Here is a 15,186-nt window from a genome sequence, read left to right as displayed (position 1 = left end):
GCCAGTTCGTCGCCGGGGTCGACCGGGTCGAGCGCCGCGGCGATCGCTTCGACATCCAGGGCGACCACTTCGACGCCGGGCAGCAGCCGCGGCAGTTGCGCGATCAACTCCCGGTCGTAGGCGTAGCCGCCGTTGACGACGCCGATGCCCTGCGCGGCTGCGGTGGCCGCCACCTGACGGAACTCCTCGACCGTCGCGGTCACCCGCACGGTGCGGTGATCACGGGCGAACCCGGTGAGCGGAACGCGCCCGTCGGTGGTCTCGAAGTGCAAGTGCGGCAGCATGATTCGCAGAAGATCGAGGGAATGGCTCGCCATCGCCTTCACGCCGAGCGCGTGCACGGCCAGGAACGCGGCCAGCCGCTGCGGCTGTTCGGCGGCGATCTCGGTGAGCCAGTCGCGGATCCGATCACCGAGCACCTCACGGACGACGGCGAGCCGCTCGTCCTCGTAGAGCCCCTCCCGCGACGCGGTGGGGCGCAGCGTGTCGGTGTCGAGCACACAGCGCACGAAGAACGCCCAATCCGGTAGTACGCCGCGCACCGCGTCGCCCAAGAGCATGCCTTTCAGGTACACCCGGTGCGCACTGCTCTCCGACGGGTTCCCGGGGTGGGACAGCACGTAGGCCACACCGCTGACCCCCGCCGCGCCTGCATCGAGTTCGATGGCGTCGAGCGGAGCGAAGCCCAGCGTCCGGCGACCGTAGTCGAGCAGGGCGGCCCTGCGCCGCTCCGGCGACGGATACGCGCGACGCCAGACCGGAACGCCTTCGGTGACCGTCGTCACGACACCGTCCGACCGCACCGTCACCTCGTACGGCAGCAGCGAACCGAACTCGCGCGCCGAGTCGATCACCCGTTGCGGCCGCAGCCACTCCCCGGCTCCGCCGCGCGGGGTGAGCCACACCGTGGTTCCCGGCTCCGGGTACTCGTCGAGATCCACCGAACGCACCGAGTAGGTGCCGTCGGCGCGGGCCAGCCACTCGACCGGCGACGCGGTCGAATCGACGGCCGATCGGGTGACCACCCGGATGGTCTCGGCCACCGTGAAGCAGGCCAGCAGCCCGATCCCGAACTGTCCGAGAAACTCCCGTCGCGCGCCTTCGATATCGTCTCGTTTGGACGAGCGGCCGATGGTGGCCAGGAACCGGTGGACATCGGCCTCGGTCAAACCGACACCGGGATCGCTGATCCGCAGCCCGGATTCGTCCACGGTGAGCCGAATGCCGGTGGGGGCCGTCGGGTCCAGCCGCACACGAGCGGTGACCGCGTCCACGGCGTTCTGCAACAGCTCGCGCAGATAGACCCGCGGACTCGAGTAGAGATGATGAGAGAGCAGATCGACGATGCCGCGCAGGTCGACCTGAAACGAGTAGTTGTTGTGCACCGCCGCCGGATCGTCCGGCGTTCTGTTCCCCATGGCCGCCGATCTTGTCGGCGCACGCCAAAGATCGGCTTAACGAACCCTTTCAGGCGGGCGGGCGCTTGCTCTTCGGCAGCTTGCTCACGACGGCGTCGTAGGAAAGATCGACCAGTTCGTACAGTTCGTTATCCGAGACCGCGCCGCCGAACCGGATGACGTTCCACCCGTACCGCCCGATGTAGGCCGACGCCGACACGTCCTGCGGGTACACCCGGATCAGTTCGTCGGCCTCCTCGCGGGTCCGCCCGCATTTGAGTCCGACCGACGTCGCGCCGAGGAAAGCGAAGATCTTGTCGCCGACCTTGGCGACCACGTCGCCCTCCCACGGTTCGTCCTGCCAGGCGCCCGGCTTGGCCAGGCAGTAGCTCAGCAGCGCGGCATCGTCCATGCCGTCTCCTACACCGGAAGCAGCCGCGAGACCACCGCGGTGAGCTGTTTGGCCGAACGGCATTCGTGCATCTCGATCACGTCGCGGTACTTGTCCGCCGCGGAATCGCCGGAACCCCACTGGTTACGCGGTTCCGGATTGAGCCAGTGCGCGTGTTTGGCCACCTCGACCAGCGACCGCAGGGTGTTCAGCTCGGGGTCGCGGTAGTTGGTGCGGGCGTCGCCGAGGATCAGCAGCGAGCTGCGGCTGGTGACCGCGTCCGGGAAGTCCCTGGCGAACCCGGCCAGCGCGTTGCCGTAGTCGGAGTGCCCGTCCAGGCCGACGACGTTCGCCTCACCGAAGATCCGGGTCATCGCCCGGTCCAGCTGGGTGTGCGGATCGAAGAACCGGGTCACCTCGTCGATCTGGTCGACGAACGCGAAGATGCGCACCCGGGAGAACTGTTCGCGCAGGGCGCTCACCAGCAACAGCGTGAAGTTGCTGAATCCGGCCACCGAGCCCGAGACATCGCACAGCAGAACGAGTTCGGGGCGGCCCGGACGCGGCTTGCGGTTCACCAGGTCGATGGGCACGCCGCCCGTCGACATCGACGCGCGCAGGGTGCGGCGCAGGTCGATGGCGCCGCGGCGGGCGTGCCTGCGGCGCGCCGCGAGGCGCGAAGCCAGGATCCGGGCCAAACGCTGGGTACTGCGTTTGAGTTCGCCGAGTTCGGCCTCGGAGGCGCGCAGGAAGTCGACCTCCTCGGCTTGCCGGGCGACGCCGTAGCCAGCCACGCGCTCGCGCCCGATCTGCTCGGCGACCCGTCGCCTGGTCTCGGCCTCGACGGTCGCGCGGAAGCCCGCGATTCGCTGCCGGGCGGCGCGGCGGGCGATCTCGGCGTCGAACTCGCTCGCGTCCGGCCCGAGGGCCATCCCGGCGAGGATCTTCGCCAGCAACGTCTGCGGCTGCACCTCTTTCAGCGCCTGGTACGACGAGAAGGACGGACCGCGGGCGGATTGGTACTGGCCGAGCTGCTCGACCAGCTGCGCGGCCAGCGCCTCCAGCTGCGGGGTCGCCGACTCCTGCGCCAGCAGTTCCGCGAGCAGCTCGCGCAGCGCCGGGATGTCCACATCTCCCGACGGCGTGTGCGGAATCTCCAGCTCGTCCTGGCCGGCGGCGCGCTGCCCGACGGCGACGGGGAACCACAGGTCGAACAGCCCGTCGAAGGTCGCGCGGTGGGTGGTGCGCCGCAGCAGCGCGCACGCCAGTCCCTCGCGCAGCACCTCCCGGTCCATCAGGTCGAGCACGGTGACCACGCGGCCCGCGTCCACCGTTTCCGAAGGTCCGACCGGTATCCCGCGCGCCCGCAGCGCCTCCACGAAGCCGACCAGATGCCCCGCAATGCCGTGCGGCGCGCTCAGTGCCGCCACCTCCGCGGGTACCGGCCCGGTCGCCATCGCTCAGGCCAGCTTCAGTTCGGCCAGCGCGCGCTGGTGGTCGCTCTGGTGTTTGAGCACCACACCGAGTGTGGCGCGGACGGTCGTGTCGTCCAGATCTCGCAAGCCGAGCGCCAGCAGCGTGCGGCCCCAGTCGATCGACTCGGCGACCGACGGCAGCTTCTTCAACTGCATGCCGCGCAGCACGTGCACGATCCGCACCAGCTGCGCGGCGACCGCCGCGGACAGCTCGGGCACCCGGCTGGCCAGGATGCGCCGCTCCAGCTCCTCGTCCGGGAAATCCAGATGCAGGTACAGGCAGCGGCGCTTGAGCGCCTCGGACAACTCGCGGGTGGCGTTGGAGGTGAGCACGACGAACGGTTTGCGGCTGGCGGTGATCGTGCCCAGCTCCGGTACCGTCACCGCGAAGTCGCTGAGCACCTCGAGCAGCAGGCCCTCGATCTCGACGTCCGCCTTATCGGTCTCATCGATCAGCAGCACCGTGGGATCGGCGCGCCGGATCGCGGTCAGCAGCGGGCGCGACAGCAGGAATTCCTCGGTGAAGACGTCGGCCTTCGTCTCCTCCCAGTCGTTCTCGCTGGACGCCTGGATGCGCAGGATCTGCTTGGCGTGGTTCCACTCGTACAGCGCGCGGGCCTCGTCGACGCCCTCGTAGCACTGCAACCGCACCAGCTCGGCGCCCGAGGTCTGCGCGACCGCGCGCGCCAGCTCGGTCTTGCCCACACCCGCCGGTCCCTCGATCAGCAACGGCTTGCCCAGGCGATCTGCGAGGAACACCGAGGTGGCGGTGGCCTTGTCCGCCAGGTAGCCCGTGCTCGCCAACCGTTCGATCACGTCGTCCACCGACGTGAAGATCGGCTCCTGTACTGCGCTCTCCGACACCACCCGGCACCTTCCTTCCGAACCATCCCCCACGCTACGGCAGCGCCGCGCCGATGCCGACTCGGCATCGGCCGCGACCGCCGTGCACGCCGATCAGACGGGCCGGATCTGTCCTTCGCCCCAGACGATCCACTTCGTGGAGGTCAGCTCCGGCAGGGCCATCGGGCCGCGCGCGTGCAGCTTCTGAGTGGAGATACCGATCTCGGCGCCGAAGCCGAACTGCTCGCCGTCGGTGAACGCGGTGGAGGCGTTCACCATCACGGCGGCGGCGTCGACCCGGCTGGTGAACTCACGGGCCGCGGCGAGGTCGCCGGTGACGATGGCCTCGGTGTGGCCGGTGCCCCAGGTGTTGATGTGCTCCACCGCCGCGTCCAGACCGTCGACCACTTTGAGCGCGATGTCCAGGGTGAGGTACTCCTCGCCCCAGTCGGCGTCGGTGGCCGGAACCTGGCCCGGCAGGTCGCCGTGGATGGTGACGCCGGAACGCTCCAGCGCTTCGGTGAGCCGGGGCAGCGCCGTGTCCGCGATCCCGGCGTCGATCAGCACGGTCTCGGCCGCGTTGCACACGCTGGGACGGCGGGTCTTGGCGTTGATCAGGATCCGCTCGGCCATGTCCAGGTCGGCGGCGGCGTGTACGTAGACGTGGCAGTTGCCGGTGCCGGTCTCGATGGTCGGCACCTGCGCGTCGCGCACGACCGCGTTGATCAGTCCCGCGCCGCCGCGCGGAATGACCACGTCGACCAGACCGCGGGCCTGGATCAGATGGGTGACGCTGGAACGGTCCTCGCTCGGCAGCAACTGCACGGCATCAGCCGGGATATCCTGCGCGGCAAGCGATTCGCGCAGCACCGCGACGAGCGCGGCATTGGACCGGGCCGCCGAGGACGAGCCGCGCAGCAGGGCGGCGTTACCGGACTTGAGCGCGAGCCCGAACGCGTCGACGGTGACGTTCGGCCTGGCCTCGTACACCATGCCGACCACGCCGAGCGGCACGCGCACCTGCCGGATCTCCAGGCCGTTCGGCAGCGTCGAGCCGCGCACCACCACACCCACCGGATCGGGCAACCCGGCCACCTGCCGCAACCCCGAGGCGATGCCGTCGATGCGGGGCTTGGTCAGCCGCAGCCGGTCCAGCAGCGACTCCTCGGTGCCCGCCGCCTGCGCCGCGGCGATGTCCTCGGCGTTGGCGGCCAGCACCCGATCGGCGGCGGCCAGCAGTGCGTCGGCGGCGGCGTGCAGGGCGTCGTTCTTCTGTGCGGTCGTCAGCTGGGCGAGCGCCCGCGACGCGACCCTGGCCTTGCGCGCGGCCTCGTGCACCACCTCGCGGACATCAGGCTGGGTGGTCGTTCCTACCGTCATGGGTACAGCCTACGCACCGGGAATACCGCCGATCCCACCCGCGGTGACGCGTGCGCCACCCGGGCGAGGCGACTACCGTCCGGCGATATGACGGTCGAATCGGACGTTCCCGCGATCGTGGTGCTCGGCAGCATCAACATGGATCTGGTGACCACCACCGCGCGCAGGCCGGTCCCCGGTGAGACGGTCCTCGGGAGCGGCTTCGCCATGGTGCCCGGCGGGAAAGGCGCGAATCAGGCCATCGCGGCGCGGCGGGCAGGCGGCGAGGTCCGCTTCCTCGGGGCGGTCGGCGACGACGTCTTCGCCGGTGAACTACGCAGGTCGCTGACCGACGCCGCGGTATTCACCGACCGGCTGCGCACGGTCGCCGGGCCGAGCGGCATCGCCACGATCGTGGTGGATGACGACGGCGAGAACAGCATCATCGTCGTCGGGGGCGCCAACACGCGGATGTCCGAGCTGACCGAGGACGACCTGGCGGCGATCGCCGCCGCCGATATCTTGTTGTGCCAGTTGGAAATTCCGGTGGACACGGTGGCCGCCGCGGCTCGCCACGCCCGCGCGCACGGCACCACAGTGCTGTTGAACCCCTCACCGGCCCGTGCGCTGCCCGCCGATCTGTGGACGAATGTCGATGTCGCCGTGGTGAATTCGGGCGAAGCCGAGCAACTGGACGCCGACCTCGACACCGTCGCGCACTTGGTCGTCACCCGCGGGGCGGCGGGCGCGGACTATCGCGGACCGGACGGCGCCCGCTTCTCCCGGCCCAGCCCGCAGGTCGATGTCGTCGACACCACCGGCGCGGGCGACGCCTTCACCGGCGCGCTGGCCGCGGCCTGGCATCGAGGCCCGGAATGGGCGCTGACCTGGGCTTGCGCGGCCGGAGCGCTGGCGACGACCCGGTTGGGCGCGAGCAGTTCGATCCCAGCTCGGGAGGAGATCACCGCCGCCATGGTCGCGGAGTAGCGACGCGCGCCGCGGCGGCTGCCGCTGCGTCCGAGCCGATATCGTGATGGGCATGGCCACCACGCCGGATCGCATTCCCGCCGAGGGCGGCACCGCGCCGATCGAGCGGCTGAACGCGTCCATGGTCGCGCTGAGTTTCGTGGACAACGCGGGCATCACGCGCGTGAAGGCCGTCCCCGAGCAGCGGCTCGACCTGGCGTCCTGGTACGGCGTCGGGGTGTCGCCGTGCTTCGAGACCTTCGCCTTCGACGACCTGATGGCGATCGGTCGCTATCTCGGCGGACCCGACGGCGATCTGCGGCTCGTCCCCGATCTGAGCATGCTCACGGAACTGGCCTGCCAGCCCGGCTGGGCATGGGCGCCCACGGACAAATACACCCAGGACGGCACCCGCTTCGTCGCTTGCCAGCGCCACTTCGCGGCCCGTCAGACCGCGGCCGCACAGGCGGCCGGGCTGCGGCTGTCCATGGCGTTCGAGACGGAGTGGGCGGTGGGCCGCGCCGACGGCACCGACGACTTCACACCCGCGATCCACGGCCCCGCCTACGGCCTGGTCCGGCTCGGGCAGGTGGCCGACTACGCCGCCGACCTGGTCGCGGCGCTCGAACGACAAGGCGTCACCGTCGCGCAGTTCCATCCGGAATACGCGCTCGCGCAACTGGAGTTGTCGGTCGAACCGTCCGAGCCGGTCGCCGCCGCCGACGAGGCCGTACTGGTCCGGCACACCATCCGGCAGGTGAGCGCGCGGCACGGCTGGCGCGCGCTGCTCGCCCCGTGCATCGAACCGGGCGGAGCCGGTTCCGGAGCGCATCTGCACCTGTCGGTGACCGACGCGGAGGGACCGCTGTTCGCGGGCGGCGACGGACCGCACGGCATGCGGCGGACCGGCGAGGCGTTCCTGGCCGGAGTGCTGCGCGAACTGCCCGCGCTGGTCGCGGTCGGCGCGGGAAATCCGGCGAGTTTCCTGCGGTCGGAGCCGTCGCGCTGGGCGGGGGTCTGGCAGTGCTGGGGCCGCGAGACCAGGGAGGCGGCGCTGCGCTTCGTCACCGGGGTGCGCGGCACGGAGCCATGGGCGGCCAATGCCGAGATCAAATGTTTCGACGCGACCGGCAATCCGTACCTGATCGTCGGGTCGGTGATCGCGGCCGGGCTCGCCGGTGCCGCCGAACAGTTGCGTCTTCCGGTCGAGATCACCGGGGACCCCGCGACTTTCGACGCCGAAGCACGCATGATGTCGGATGTGCGCCGCCTACCGACCACCCCGTCCGAAGCCGCCGACCACCTCGCCGCGTCCGCGGTGCTCGCCGACGCCATGGGCGTCGAACTGCACGACGCGCTGCTCACCGTGCGCCGCGCCGAGGCCGAGCGGTATGCCGCGGCGAGCCCCGAAGAGCTGGTCGCGCTCACCCGCTGGCGGTTCTGACATGCTCACCGACGGTGTCCGGCTCACCGACCACCACTGTCACGGGGTGCGCACCGAGAACCTGGATCGGCGCGGATTCGAGCGCTTGCTCGGGGAAGGCGCGCACGGCAGTTTCGATTCCGCGCTCGGGCTCGCCGTGCGCCGCTGGTGCGCCCCCGCGCTCGATCTGCCCGCCCACGTCAGCCCGGACGTCTACCTCCGGCATCGCGCCCGGCTGGGCGGAGGTGAGGTGGCCGCCCGGCTGCTGCGCGCGACCGGGGTGACCCGATGGTTCCTCGACACCGGGATAGGCGGCGGAACAGCGGATTTCGCCGATCTTGTGGGCGGGGAGGTGCGCGAGGTGGTCCGGCTGGAGGAAGTGGCCGAGCGAGTCGTCGCGCAGGTCGGCGCGGTGTCCGGGGTCTACGAGCGGATCGAGGCGGAATTGCGCGCCCGAGCGGCAGGCGCCGTCGGGTTGAAGACGATCGTGGCCTACCGATGCGGTCTGGACTTCCCGCTGCGGGATCATCCGCCGACCAGTTTCGCGCCCGAACACCGGCTCACCGATCCGGACGTCCTGGGGTGGCTGGTCGGCCTCGGCGCGCGCATCGGCGCCGAGCTCGGTCTTCCGCTGCAATTCCACACCGGGTTCGGCGACCCGGATCTGCGCCTGCGGCACGGCGACCCGCTGCTGCTCACCGACTTCCTGCGCCGAACGGCGAACACCGGGCTCTCGGTGATGCTGCTGCACTGCTGGCCGTTCCATCGCAACGCCGCCTATCTCGCGCACGTCTTCGAGCACGTCCATCTGGATCTCGGCCTGACCATTCCCTACGTGGGGCAGCGGGCCGGGGCCGTGCTGGCCGAGACGCTGGAACTCGCCCCGTTCCGTGCGCTGTGCTACTCATCCGACGGCTACGGGCTCCCGGAACTGCACTACCTCGGCGCCCTGCTCTGGCGGCGCGGTCTCGGCAAGCTGGTCGACGAGTGGCTCGCCGACGACGCGATCACCACCGGGGACGCCGAAGCCCTGGTCGGAGCCATCGCCCACGGGAACGCCGAGCGGGTCTATCCCCCACGGTTCGAGCAGGCGGTCGGCTGACCGCCACCATTCCGGGCGGTCGGATATTCGGGTGCGCCGGGTGCTCGCGGTCCCTACCGTTGATGGCACGGACAACGAAAGGACCGAGACCATGTTTCCCGTCGAGCTGCGCGGCACCAAGGCGCAGACGCTCATGTGGGCCCACGAGCACGAGGTCGAGCAGGCCGCGCTCCAGCAGCTGCGCAACATCGCCGCGCTGAAATGGGTCCATGGCGTCCGCGTGATGCCGGACGTGCACCTCGGCAAGGGGGCCACGGTCGGCTCGGTCATCGCGATGAAGGACGCGGTCGCCCCCGCCGCGGTCGGCGTGGACATCGGGTGCGGCATGGAGAGCGTGCGCACCGATCTCACCGCGGCGGATCTGCCCGACAACCTGCGCTCGCTGCGCTCGCGCATCGAGGCGGCGGTGCCGGTCGGCTTCCAGGCGCATCACGACGCCGTCGACGTCACGCGGCTCGGCGGCCAGGTCGCCGGGCTCGGGGCGAGCACCCCGACGCTGCGCGCGGGCTGGGATCGGTTCTGGGGTTCGTTCGGCGCGCTGGACAGCCGGGTGCAGGCGCGCGAGTCCAAGGCGCACAAGCAGATGGGAACGCTCGGCGGCGGCAACCACTTCATCGAGGTCTGCCTGGATCAGGACGATCGGGTGTGGATCCTGTTGCATTCCGGCAGCCGCAACATCGGCAAGGAGCTCGCCGAGCGGCACATCGCGATCGCGCGCACGCTGCCGCACAACGTCGATCTGCCCGACCGCGACCTGGCGGTCTTCGTCTCCGGAACGCCGGAGATGCAGGCATACCGGCGCGACCTCACCTGGGCGCAGGAGTACGCGGCACGCAACCGCGCGGTGATGCTGGCCCTGGTCTGCCGTGCGGTCGCCGCCGAATTCGCCGAGCGCGGAGTGCGTTTCGAACAGCCCATCAGCTGTCACCACAACTATGTCGCGGAGGAAGTCATCGACGGCGTGCCCATGCTGGTCACCCGCAAGGGGGCCGTGCGCGCGGGCGAGGGCGATCTCGCCCTGATCCCCGGCTCGATGGGTACCCGCTCGTATGTCGTACGCGGCAAGGGGAATCCGGCTTCGTTCCAGTCGGCCTCGCACGGCGCGGGACGGCGGATGAGCCGCAACGCGGCCAAGAAGCAGTTCACCGTGGCCGATCTGATCGCCCAGACCGAGGGCGTCGAGTCGCGCAAGGACGCGGGCGTGGTGGACGAGATCCCGGCCGCGTACAAGGACATCGACGAGGTCATCGAGGCACAGCGGGACCTGGTCGATGTGGTCGCGACGCTGCGCCAGGTGCTCTGCGTCAAGGGCTGAACGTCACGGCGAGGAGCGCGTCGGCCGAGGTGCGCGGCGGTCTGGATGTCCTGGCGGTTTGCTGGATACCATCGGATATGCCCAGGCGGCCTTCGTTCTTCTCGCTCCCTTCCGGGTCGGACCCGGCGGCCGGTCCGCCGGAGATTCCCGGCGTGCGGCGCTCCTACGTCACCGCCCGGGGCGTGCGTTTCCACGTCACCGAGGCGGGTCCGACGGACGGCCGCCCCGTGTTGGCCTTGCACGGCTGGCCCGAGCATCACTACGCCTATCGTCACCTGCTCGCCGACCCGCCGGACGGACTGCGGATCATCGCGCCGGACCTGCCCGGCTACGGCTGGTCCGGCCCAGCGCCGCACCGATGGGCCAAGGAGGACGTCGCCTCGGACCTGCTCGCGTTGCTGGACGCGCTCGGCCTCGAACGCGTGCTGCTCGTCGGCCACGACTGGGGCGGCTACATCGCCCACCTGCTCGTGCTGCGCGAGCCGGAGCGATTCGACGCGCTGCTGGCGCTCAACATCGCGCACCCGTGGCAGACGCCGCGCAGCTTTCTCCCGCACGCGTGGCGGTTCCTGCTCTACCAGCCCGCCGTCGCGGCGTTCGGCACCTACCTGCACCGGCGCACCCGCTTCCTGGACCTCGTCTTCGCCGGCGCCGTACGCGATCGCGAGAAGTTCGGCTCCACGGCGATCCGCGTCTACGCGAACCGCTTCCGCGACCCCGTCTGTGCCCGCGCCGCGACCGACACCTACCGCACTTTTCTGCTGCGTGAAGTCCCGCGCTCGGCCGGACGCGGCGAACGACGTCGAGCGATGATTCCCATCCGCACCCTCTTCGGCGTGGAGGACGCGGCGGTCCACCCCGCGCTCGCCGCCGAGGAAACCGCGCGTGCCGACGACTACCGCCTGGAACTGGTGCCGGGCTGCGGCCACTTCATTCTCGAGGAGCGTCCGGATCTGGTCCGGGATCGGCTGGCAGAGCTGGCAGCCGCTACCGCGCGACCCGCCTGACCACGACCGTCGTCGCGGCAGCCGCAGTATGTGAAACTCGTGGCCGAACTGCGAGATCGCATACGACCGCGGGTGATGACGGCATAGGAGATCCCTGCATGGTGCGCATCGGGGTCACGGGGCATACGAACGTCACGCGGGCCACCGAGCCGCTCGTGTATGCCGAAATCGGTGCACTACTCGGTGCGTACGCCGCCGCGGACCTGGTGGGCGTGAGCTGCCTCGCCCGTGGCGCCGACTCGATGTTCGCCAAGGCCGTCCTGGACGCCGGTGGGCAGCTCGAAGTGGTACTGCCGTCGCGCGACTACCGGGAGACGCAGGTGCGGCCGGACCACGCCGATTTGTTCGACGAACTCGTCGCGCGGGCGGCGGCGGTGCGGGTGTTGGACTTCGACGACGCCGGGCCCGACGCCTATGAGGCGGCGAACGAGATGATGCTGGCATCGTGTGATCGGCTCATCGCGGTGTGGGACGGCGAGGAAGGGCAGCGCGGCGGCACCGGGTCGGTGGTCGCACTCGCTCGTCGGCGTGCCGTGCCGGTGGAGATCGTGTGGCCGGAAGGAGCCGCGCGCGGCTGACCCGATCGGTGGCGCCGCACTCCCGCCGCGCCGCCGCCTGTCGGTGGCGTCGGGCACGATGGAGCGCATGACCACGGCCACCGGCGCGTCCCCGATCGACCTCACGGCCCCCGACCTGCGCGAGCACGCCGAACAGCTGCTGCGCGAGCTGGCCGGGGCAGGTGCTCGGCTGCGGGAGGATCAGTGGACCGCGATCGAGGCGCTCGTCGTACGGCGGCGCAGGGCGCTGGTGGTGCAGCGCACCGGGTGGGGCAAGTCGGCGGTGTACTTCATCGCCGCCAAACTCCTGCGCAGGGCCGGACGCGGGCCGACGGTGATCGTGTCGCCGCTGCTCGCGCTGATGCGCAACCAGGTCGCGGCGGCGCACCGCGCTGGAGTGGTCGCCGCCACCATCAACTCGGGCAATGTCACCGAGTGGGACGAGATCCACGCACAGGTCGCCGCCGGTGCGGTCGACGTGCTGCTGGTCAGCCCGGAGCGGCTGAACAACCCGGATTTCCGCGATCAGGTGCTGCCCCGGCTCGCGGCCGACGCCGGGCTGGTGGTGATCGATGAAGCACACTGCGTCTCGGACTGGGGCCACGACTTCCGGCCGGACTACCGGCGCATCCGGACGCTGATCGCCGACCTGGGCTCCGACGTCCCGGTGCTGGCGACCACAGCGACCGCCAACGATCGGGTGGTCACCGACGTCGCCACCCAGATCGGCACCGACACCCTGGTGCTGCGCGGCACGCTGGATCGCGAGTCGCTGCACCTGTCGGTGGTCCGCTTCGACGATGCCGTCGAACGCACCGCCTGGCTCAGCGGACACCTCGACCGGCTGCCCGGCTCCGGCATCGTCTACACGCTCACCGTAGCCGCCGCACACGATCTGGCCGACGTGCTGACCGCGCACGGCCACACCGTCGCCGCCTATACGGGGCAGACCGACCCCGCCGAACGCGAGGCGCTCGAAGCGGCGCTGCTGAACAACGAGGTGAAGGCGCTCATCGCCACCTCCGCGCTGGGCATGGGCTTCGACAAACCCGACCTCGGTTTCGTGGTGCACATCGGTGCGCCGTCCTCGCCGATCGCCTACTACCAGCAGGTGGGACGCGCCGGGCGCGGCACCGACCGGGCCGAGGTGATCCTGCTCCCCGGCCCCGAGGACGCGCGGATCTGGAGCTATTTCGCCTCCGTCGCCTTTCCTCGCGAGCACATCGTGCGAGCCGTGCTCGACGCGCTGGACTCCGAGCGGGCGTTGTCCACCGCGGCGTTGGAGCCGCTGGTGGAGTTGAACCGCTCCCGGCTGGAGATGGTGTTGAAGGTGCTCGACGTGGACGGCGCGGTGCGCCGCGTGCGCGGCGGCTGGATCGCCACCGGCCGGCCGTGGACCTACGACACCGAGCGCTACGAGCGCCTGGCCATCGCCCGGGAGCGCGAGCAACAGGCCATGATCGACTACCAGTCGACCGCCGATTGCCGCATGGAATTCCTGCGCCGCCAGCTGGACGACCCCGGGTTGTCCGCGGATTCGCCCGGCTGCGGCCGCTGCGACAACTGCACCGGCCACCGCCCCGACCGCACCGTCGCGGCCGATGCGGTGGCCGCCACCAAGGCCCGACTCGACCGTCCCGGCCTCGACCTCGCGCCGCGCAAGCAGTGGCCCACCGGTATGGCCAAACTGGGAATCCCGTTGTCCGGCAAGATCACCGGCGGCGCCGAGACCGGTCGCGTCCTCGGCAGGCTGACCGACCTCGGGTGGGGCCAGCGCCTGCGCGCGCTGCTCGACGGCCCGGACGATCCGGTCCCCGACGCGGTCTTCGACGCCTGCGTCGCCGTTCTGCGCGAGTGGGATTGGGCCGCCCGCCCCGCCGCGGTGCTGGCCCTGGAATCGCCGCGTCACCCCGTGCTCACCGCCACCCTGGCCGCCCGCCTCGCCGAGATCGGCCGCCTGCACGACCTCGGCACGTTGCGCACCCGCCCGGACCGTCCACCCGTCTCGGCGGCGAACTCCGCGCATCGCGTCGCGGGCCTTTTCGATTCCTGGGAAGTCCCCGACCTGACCCACGTCCCAGGCCCGATCCTGCTGGTGGACGCCATCACCGACACCGGCTGGACCTTCACGGTCGCCGCCCATGCGCTCCGAGCGGCCGGCGCCGACGCCATCCTGCCGTTCGCCCTGGCCACGCCGACCTGACACCAGCACTGGCCGTGGACATCGGGTGTGCGGCAGAGACCGTGCGCACCGATCCCACCGCGGCGATCTCCCCCGACAACCTGCATTCGCCGCGGTCGCGCATCGAGGCGACGCCGGTCGGCCTCCAGGCGCATCACGACATCATCGACGTCACCGGCTCGGCACCACACCGACTCGACCACCGGTCGAAAACATTTCGAGCACAGCAAGACCGAGCATCCGCCGTTCGCGGCCCGGCTCGCGTTTGCAGGCGACGAAGGATCAAGCGGGAAGTCGGCCGAGCCGACAGCGCCACGACGAACCGCGTGCAGCTGGTAGCGAGCTTTCATACCGACGCGCCGGGCGCACCTCTACAACGTCTTTCGAGCGAAGCGAGACCGAGCATCCGCCGTTCGTGGCGCTGCGCGCGTATGCGAGGCCGCCGCGGCGGCGCCGAAGGAGCAGGCCGAGCTGGCAGCCAGCCGCTGCAATCCGCGTGCCCCTGGTAGCGAGCTTCGACACCGACGTACCCGGCGCACCACAACCACGCCTTTCGAGCGAAGCGAGACCGAGCCTGTTCCGTTCGCGGCGACGCAGTCGCGGCAATCAAAGACTGAGCGTCGCCCGCAATCGCGCGTCGAGGGATTCCGTCTCCTCGTGGGTGAGCACGCCGAGGTGTTCGGTGAGCCAAGGCCGGTAGGCGCGGTGCAGTTTCAGGGTGTCGGCCCAGCCGTGCTCGGTGTGGGTGGCCAGCACGTGGCCGGGGTCGACGTCGCGCAGCGGAACGACTTGCAACCAGCGATAGCGCGAAGTGATCACCGCCGAATCGGACACCAGCACCACCGTCATGCGCCGCGGGAAGGGGGTGCCGTCGCTGAGGGTCGGGGCGTAGCGCCAGACCTCACCGCGTCTCATGCGGCGCCGTCGGCGTCGTCGTCGACTGCCTGGATGAGCGCCAGGTCGTCGTAGGCGACGGCGAGCTCCGCTTCCTCGTCGATGGCCAGCGCGGTCAGGCTGTCGTGCACGAGCGTGGTGCGCAGCGCGGCGTTGATCACCGCCGACAGGCTGCGCTGCTGACGATCAGCGGCCTCTCTGGCCCACTCGGCCACCTGCGGATCCAGCGTGACGGTCACGCGCGTCGCCTTGCTCATACCCGTATGCATACCAGA

The 15,186-nt window shown here is 70.6% G+C and carries 14 protein-coding genes; 7 read left to right on the top strand and 7 right to left on the bottom strand.

Annotation, left to right across the window (positions count from 1 at the left end; all coding sequences use genetic code 11):
* The 5 genes from ON21_RS07390 to ON21_RS07370 form a co-directional block, all read right to left on the bottom strand.
* Window positions 1–1,418 (bottom strand): HSP90 family protein (locus tag ON21_RS07390; RefSeq protein WP_039796681.1); only part of this gene is annotated, 1,418 nt, incomplete at its 3' end.
* 49 nt (window positions 1,419–1,467) lie between these two features.
* Window positions 1,468–1,809: an MmcQ/YjbR family DNA-binding protein gene (locus ON21_RS07385; protein ID WP_039796680.1), complete on the bottom strand. Its 342-nt coding sequence runs from the start codon at window positions 1,807–1,809 to the stop codon at window positions 1,468–1,470.
* Between the two features lie 8 nt (window positions 1,810–1,817).
* Window positions 1,818–3,245 carry a vWA domain-containing protein gene (locus tag ON21_RS07380; RefSeq protein WP_039796679.1) on the bottom strand — a complete coding sequence of 476 codons (1,428 nt, stop codon included), beginning with the start codon at window positions 3,243–3,245 and terminating at the stop codon, window positions 1,818–1,820.
* 3 nt (window positions 3,246–3,248) lie between these two features.
* Window positions 3,249–4,130 carry an AAA family ATPase gene (locus ON21_RS07375; protein WP_039796678.1) on the bottom strand — a complete coding sequence of 294 codons (882 nt, stop codon included), beginning with the start codon at window positions 4,128–4,130 and terminating at the stop codon, window positions 3,249–3,251.
* Between the two features lie 90 nt (window positions 4,131–4,220).
* A complete protein-coding gene (locus tag ON21_RS07370) occupies window positions 4,221–5,486 on the bottom strand; it encodes a glutamate-5-semialdehyde dehydrogenase (protein ID WP_039796677.1) in 1,266 nt (421 codons plus the stop codon).
* A gap of 87 nt (window positions 5,487–5,573) precedes the next feature.
* On the opposite strand from ON21_RS07370, the gene ON21_RS07365 reads away from it, so the two are divergent.
* The 7 genes from ON21_RS07365 to ON21_RS07335 all read left to right on the top strand — a co-directional run bounded on the left by ON21_RS07365 (window position 5,574) and on the right by ON21_RS07335 (window position 14,038).
* Window positions 5,574–6,452: a ribokinase gene (locus ON21_RS07365; protein WP_039796676.1), complete on the top strand. Its 879-nt coding sequence runs from the start codon at window positions 5,574–5,576 to the stop codon at window positions 6,450–6,452.
* A gap of 52 nt (window positions 6,453–6,504) precedes the next feature.
* The gene (locus ON21_RS07360) at window positions 6,505–7,875 is read left to right on the top strand and encodes a type I glutamate--ammonia ligase (RefSeq protein WP_039796691.1); all 1,371 of its coding nucleotides are present in this window, start codon (window positions 6,505–6,507) and stop codon (window positions 7,873–7,875) included.
* Window position 7,876: 1 nt separating this feature from the next.
* Window positions 7,877–8,956: an amidohydrolase family protein gene (locus tag ON21_RS07355; RefSeq protein WP_039796675.1), complete on the top strand. Its 1,080-nt coding sequence runs from the start codon at window positions 7,877–7,879 to the stop codon at window positions 8,954–8,956.
* 91 nt (window positions 8,957–9,047) lie between these two features.
* Complete coding sequence (locus ON21_RS07350) at window positions 9,048–10,271, top strand: RtcB family protein (RefSeq protein ID WP_039796674.1); 1,224 nt, start codon at window positions 9,048–9,050, stop codon at window positions 10,269–10,271.
* A 77-nt stretch (window positions 10,272–10,348) separates the two neighbouring features.
* The gene (locus ON21_RS07345) at window positions 10,349–11,278 is read left to right on the top strand and encodes an alpha/beta fold hydrolase (protein ID WP_051020437.1); all 930 of its coding nucleotides are present in this window, start codon (window positions 10,349–10,351) and stop codon (window positions 11,276–11,278) included.
* A 98-nt stretch (window positions 11,279–11,376) separates the two neighbouring features.
* Window positions 11,377–11,856 carry a hypothetical protein gene (locus tag ON21_RS07340; protein WP_174372140.1) on the top strand — a complete coding sequence of 160 codons (480 nt, stop codon included), beginning with the start codon at window positions 11,377–11,379 and terminating at the stop codon, window positions 11,854–11,856.
* A gap of 58 nt (window positions 11,857–11,914) precedes the next feature.
* The gene (locus ON21_RS07335; protein ID WP_086006381.1) at window positions 11,915–14,038 is read left to right on the top strand and encodes a RecQ family ATP-dependent DNA helicase; all 2,124 of its coding nucleotides are present in this window, start codon (window positions 11,915–11,917) and stop codon (window positions 14,036–14,038) included.
* A gap of 585 nt (window positions 14,039–14,623) precedes the next feature.
* Here the strand turns inward: ON21_RS07335 and ON21_RS07330 are convergent.
* Together ON21_RS07330 and ON21_RS07325 are read right to left on the bottom strand one after the other, a co-directional pair.
* Complete coding sequence (locus ON21_RS07330) at window positions 14,624–14,932, bottom strand: hypothetical protein (RefSeq protein WP_039796673.1); 309 nt, start codon at window positions 14,930–14,932, stop codon at window positions 14,624–14,626.
* Window positions 14,929–15,168, bottom strand: a complete 240-nt coding sequence (locus ON21_RS07325; RefSeq protein WP_039796672.1) for a hypothetical protein — start codon at window positions 15,166–15,168, stop codon at window positions 14,929–14,931. The genes ON21_RS07330 and ON21_RS07325 overlap by 4 nt, the downstream gene beginning before the upstream one ends.
* Between the last annotated feature and the right edge of the window lie 18 nt (window positions 15,169–15,186).

The organism is Nocardia araoensis NBRC 100135 (genome assembly GCF_000308435.1).
Taxonomy (GTDB): Bacteria; Actinomycetota; Actinomycetes; order Mycobacteriales; family Mycobacteriaceae; genus Nocardia; species Nocardia araoensis.
Note: the sequence above shows the minus strand (reverse complement) of the source record. Positions and strands in the feature narration are given on the sequence as shown.

Coding starts and splice junctions, on each gene's coding strand:
- ON21_RS07330 (WP_039796673.1), bottom strand. CDS start 14,932: ATGAGACGCGGTGAGGTCTGGCGCTACGCCCCGACCCTCAGCGACGGC.
- ON21_RS07355 (WP_039796675.1), top strand. CDS start 7,877: ATGCTCACCGACGGTGTCCGGCTCACCGACCACCACTGTCACGGGGTG.
- ON21_RS07370 (WP_039796677.1), bottom strand. CDS start 5,486: ATGACGGTAGGAACGACCACCCAGCCTGATGTCCGCGAGGTGGTGCAC.
- ON21_RS07345 (WP_051020437.1), top strand. CDS start 10,349: ATGCCCAGGCGGCCTTCGTTCTTCTCGCTCCCTTCCGGGTCGGACCCG.
- ON21_RS07350 (WP_039796674.1), top strand. CDS start 9,048: ATGTTTCCCGTCGAGCTGCGCGGCACCAAGGCGCAGACGCTCATGTGG.
- ON21_RS07325 (WP_039796672.1), bottom strand. CDS start 15,168: ATGAGCAAGGCGACGCGCGTGACCGTCACGCTGGATCCGCAGGTGGCC.
- ON21_RS07340 (WP_174372140.1), top strand. CDS start 11,377: ATGGTGCGCATCGGGGTCACGGGGCATACGAACGTCACGCGGGCCACC.
- ON21_RS07380 (WP_039796679.1), bottom strand. CDS start 3,245: ATGGCGACCGGGCCGGTACCCGCGGAGGTGGCGGCACTGAGCGCGCCG.
- ON21_RS07365 (WP_039796676.1), top strand. CDS start 5,574: ATGACGGTCGAATCGGACGTTCCCGCGATCGTGGTGCTCGGCAGCATC.
- ON21_RS07385 (WP_039796680.1), bottom strand. CDS start 1,809: ATGGACGATGCCGCGCTGCTGAGCTACTGCCTGGCCAAGCCGGGCGCC.
- ON21_RS07360 (WP_039796691.1), top strand. CDS start 6,505: ATGGCCACCACGCCGGATCGCATTCCCGCCGAGGGCGGCACCGCGCCG.
- ON21_RS07335 (WP_086006381.1), top strand. CDS start 11,915: ATGGAGCGCATGACCACGGCCACCGGCGCGTCCCCGATCGACCTCACG.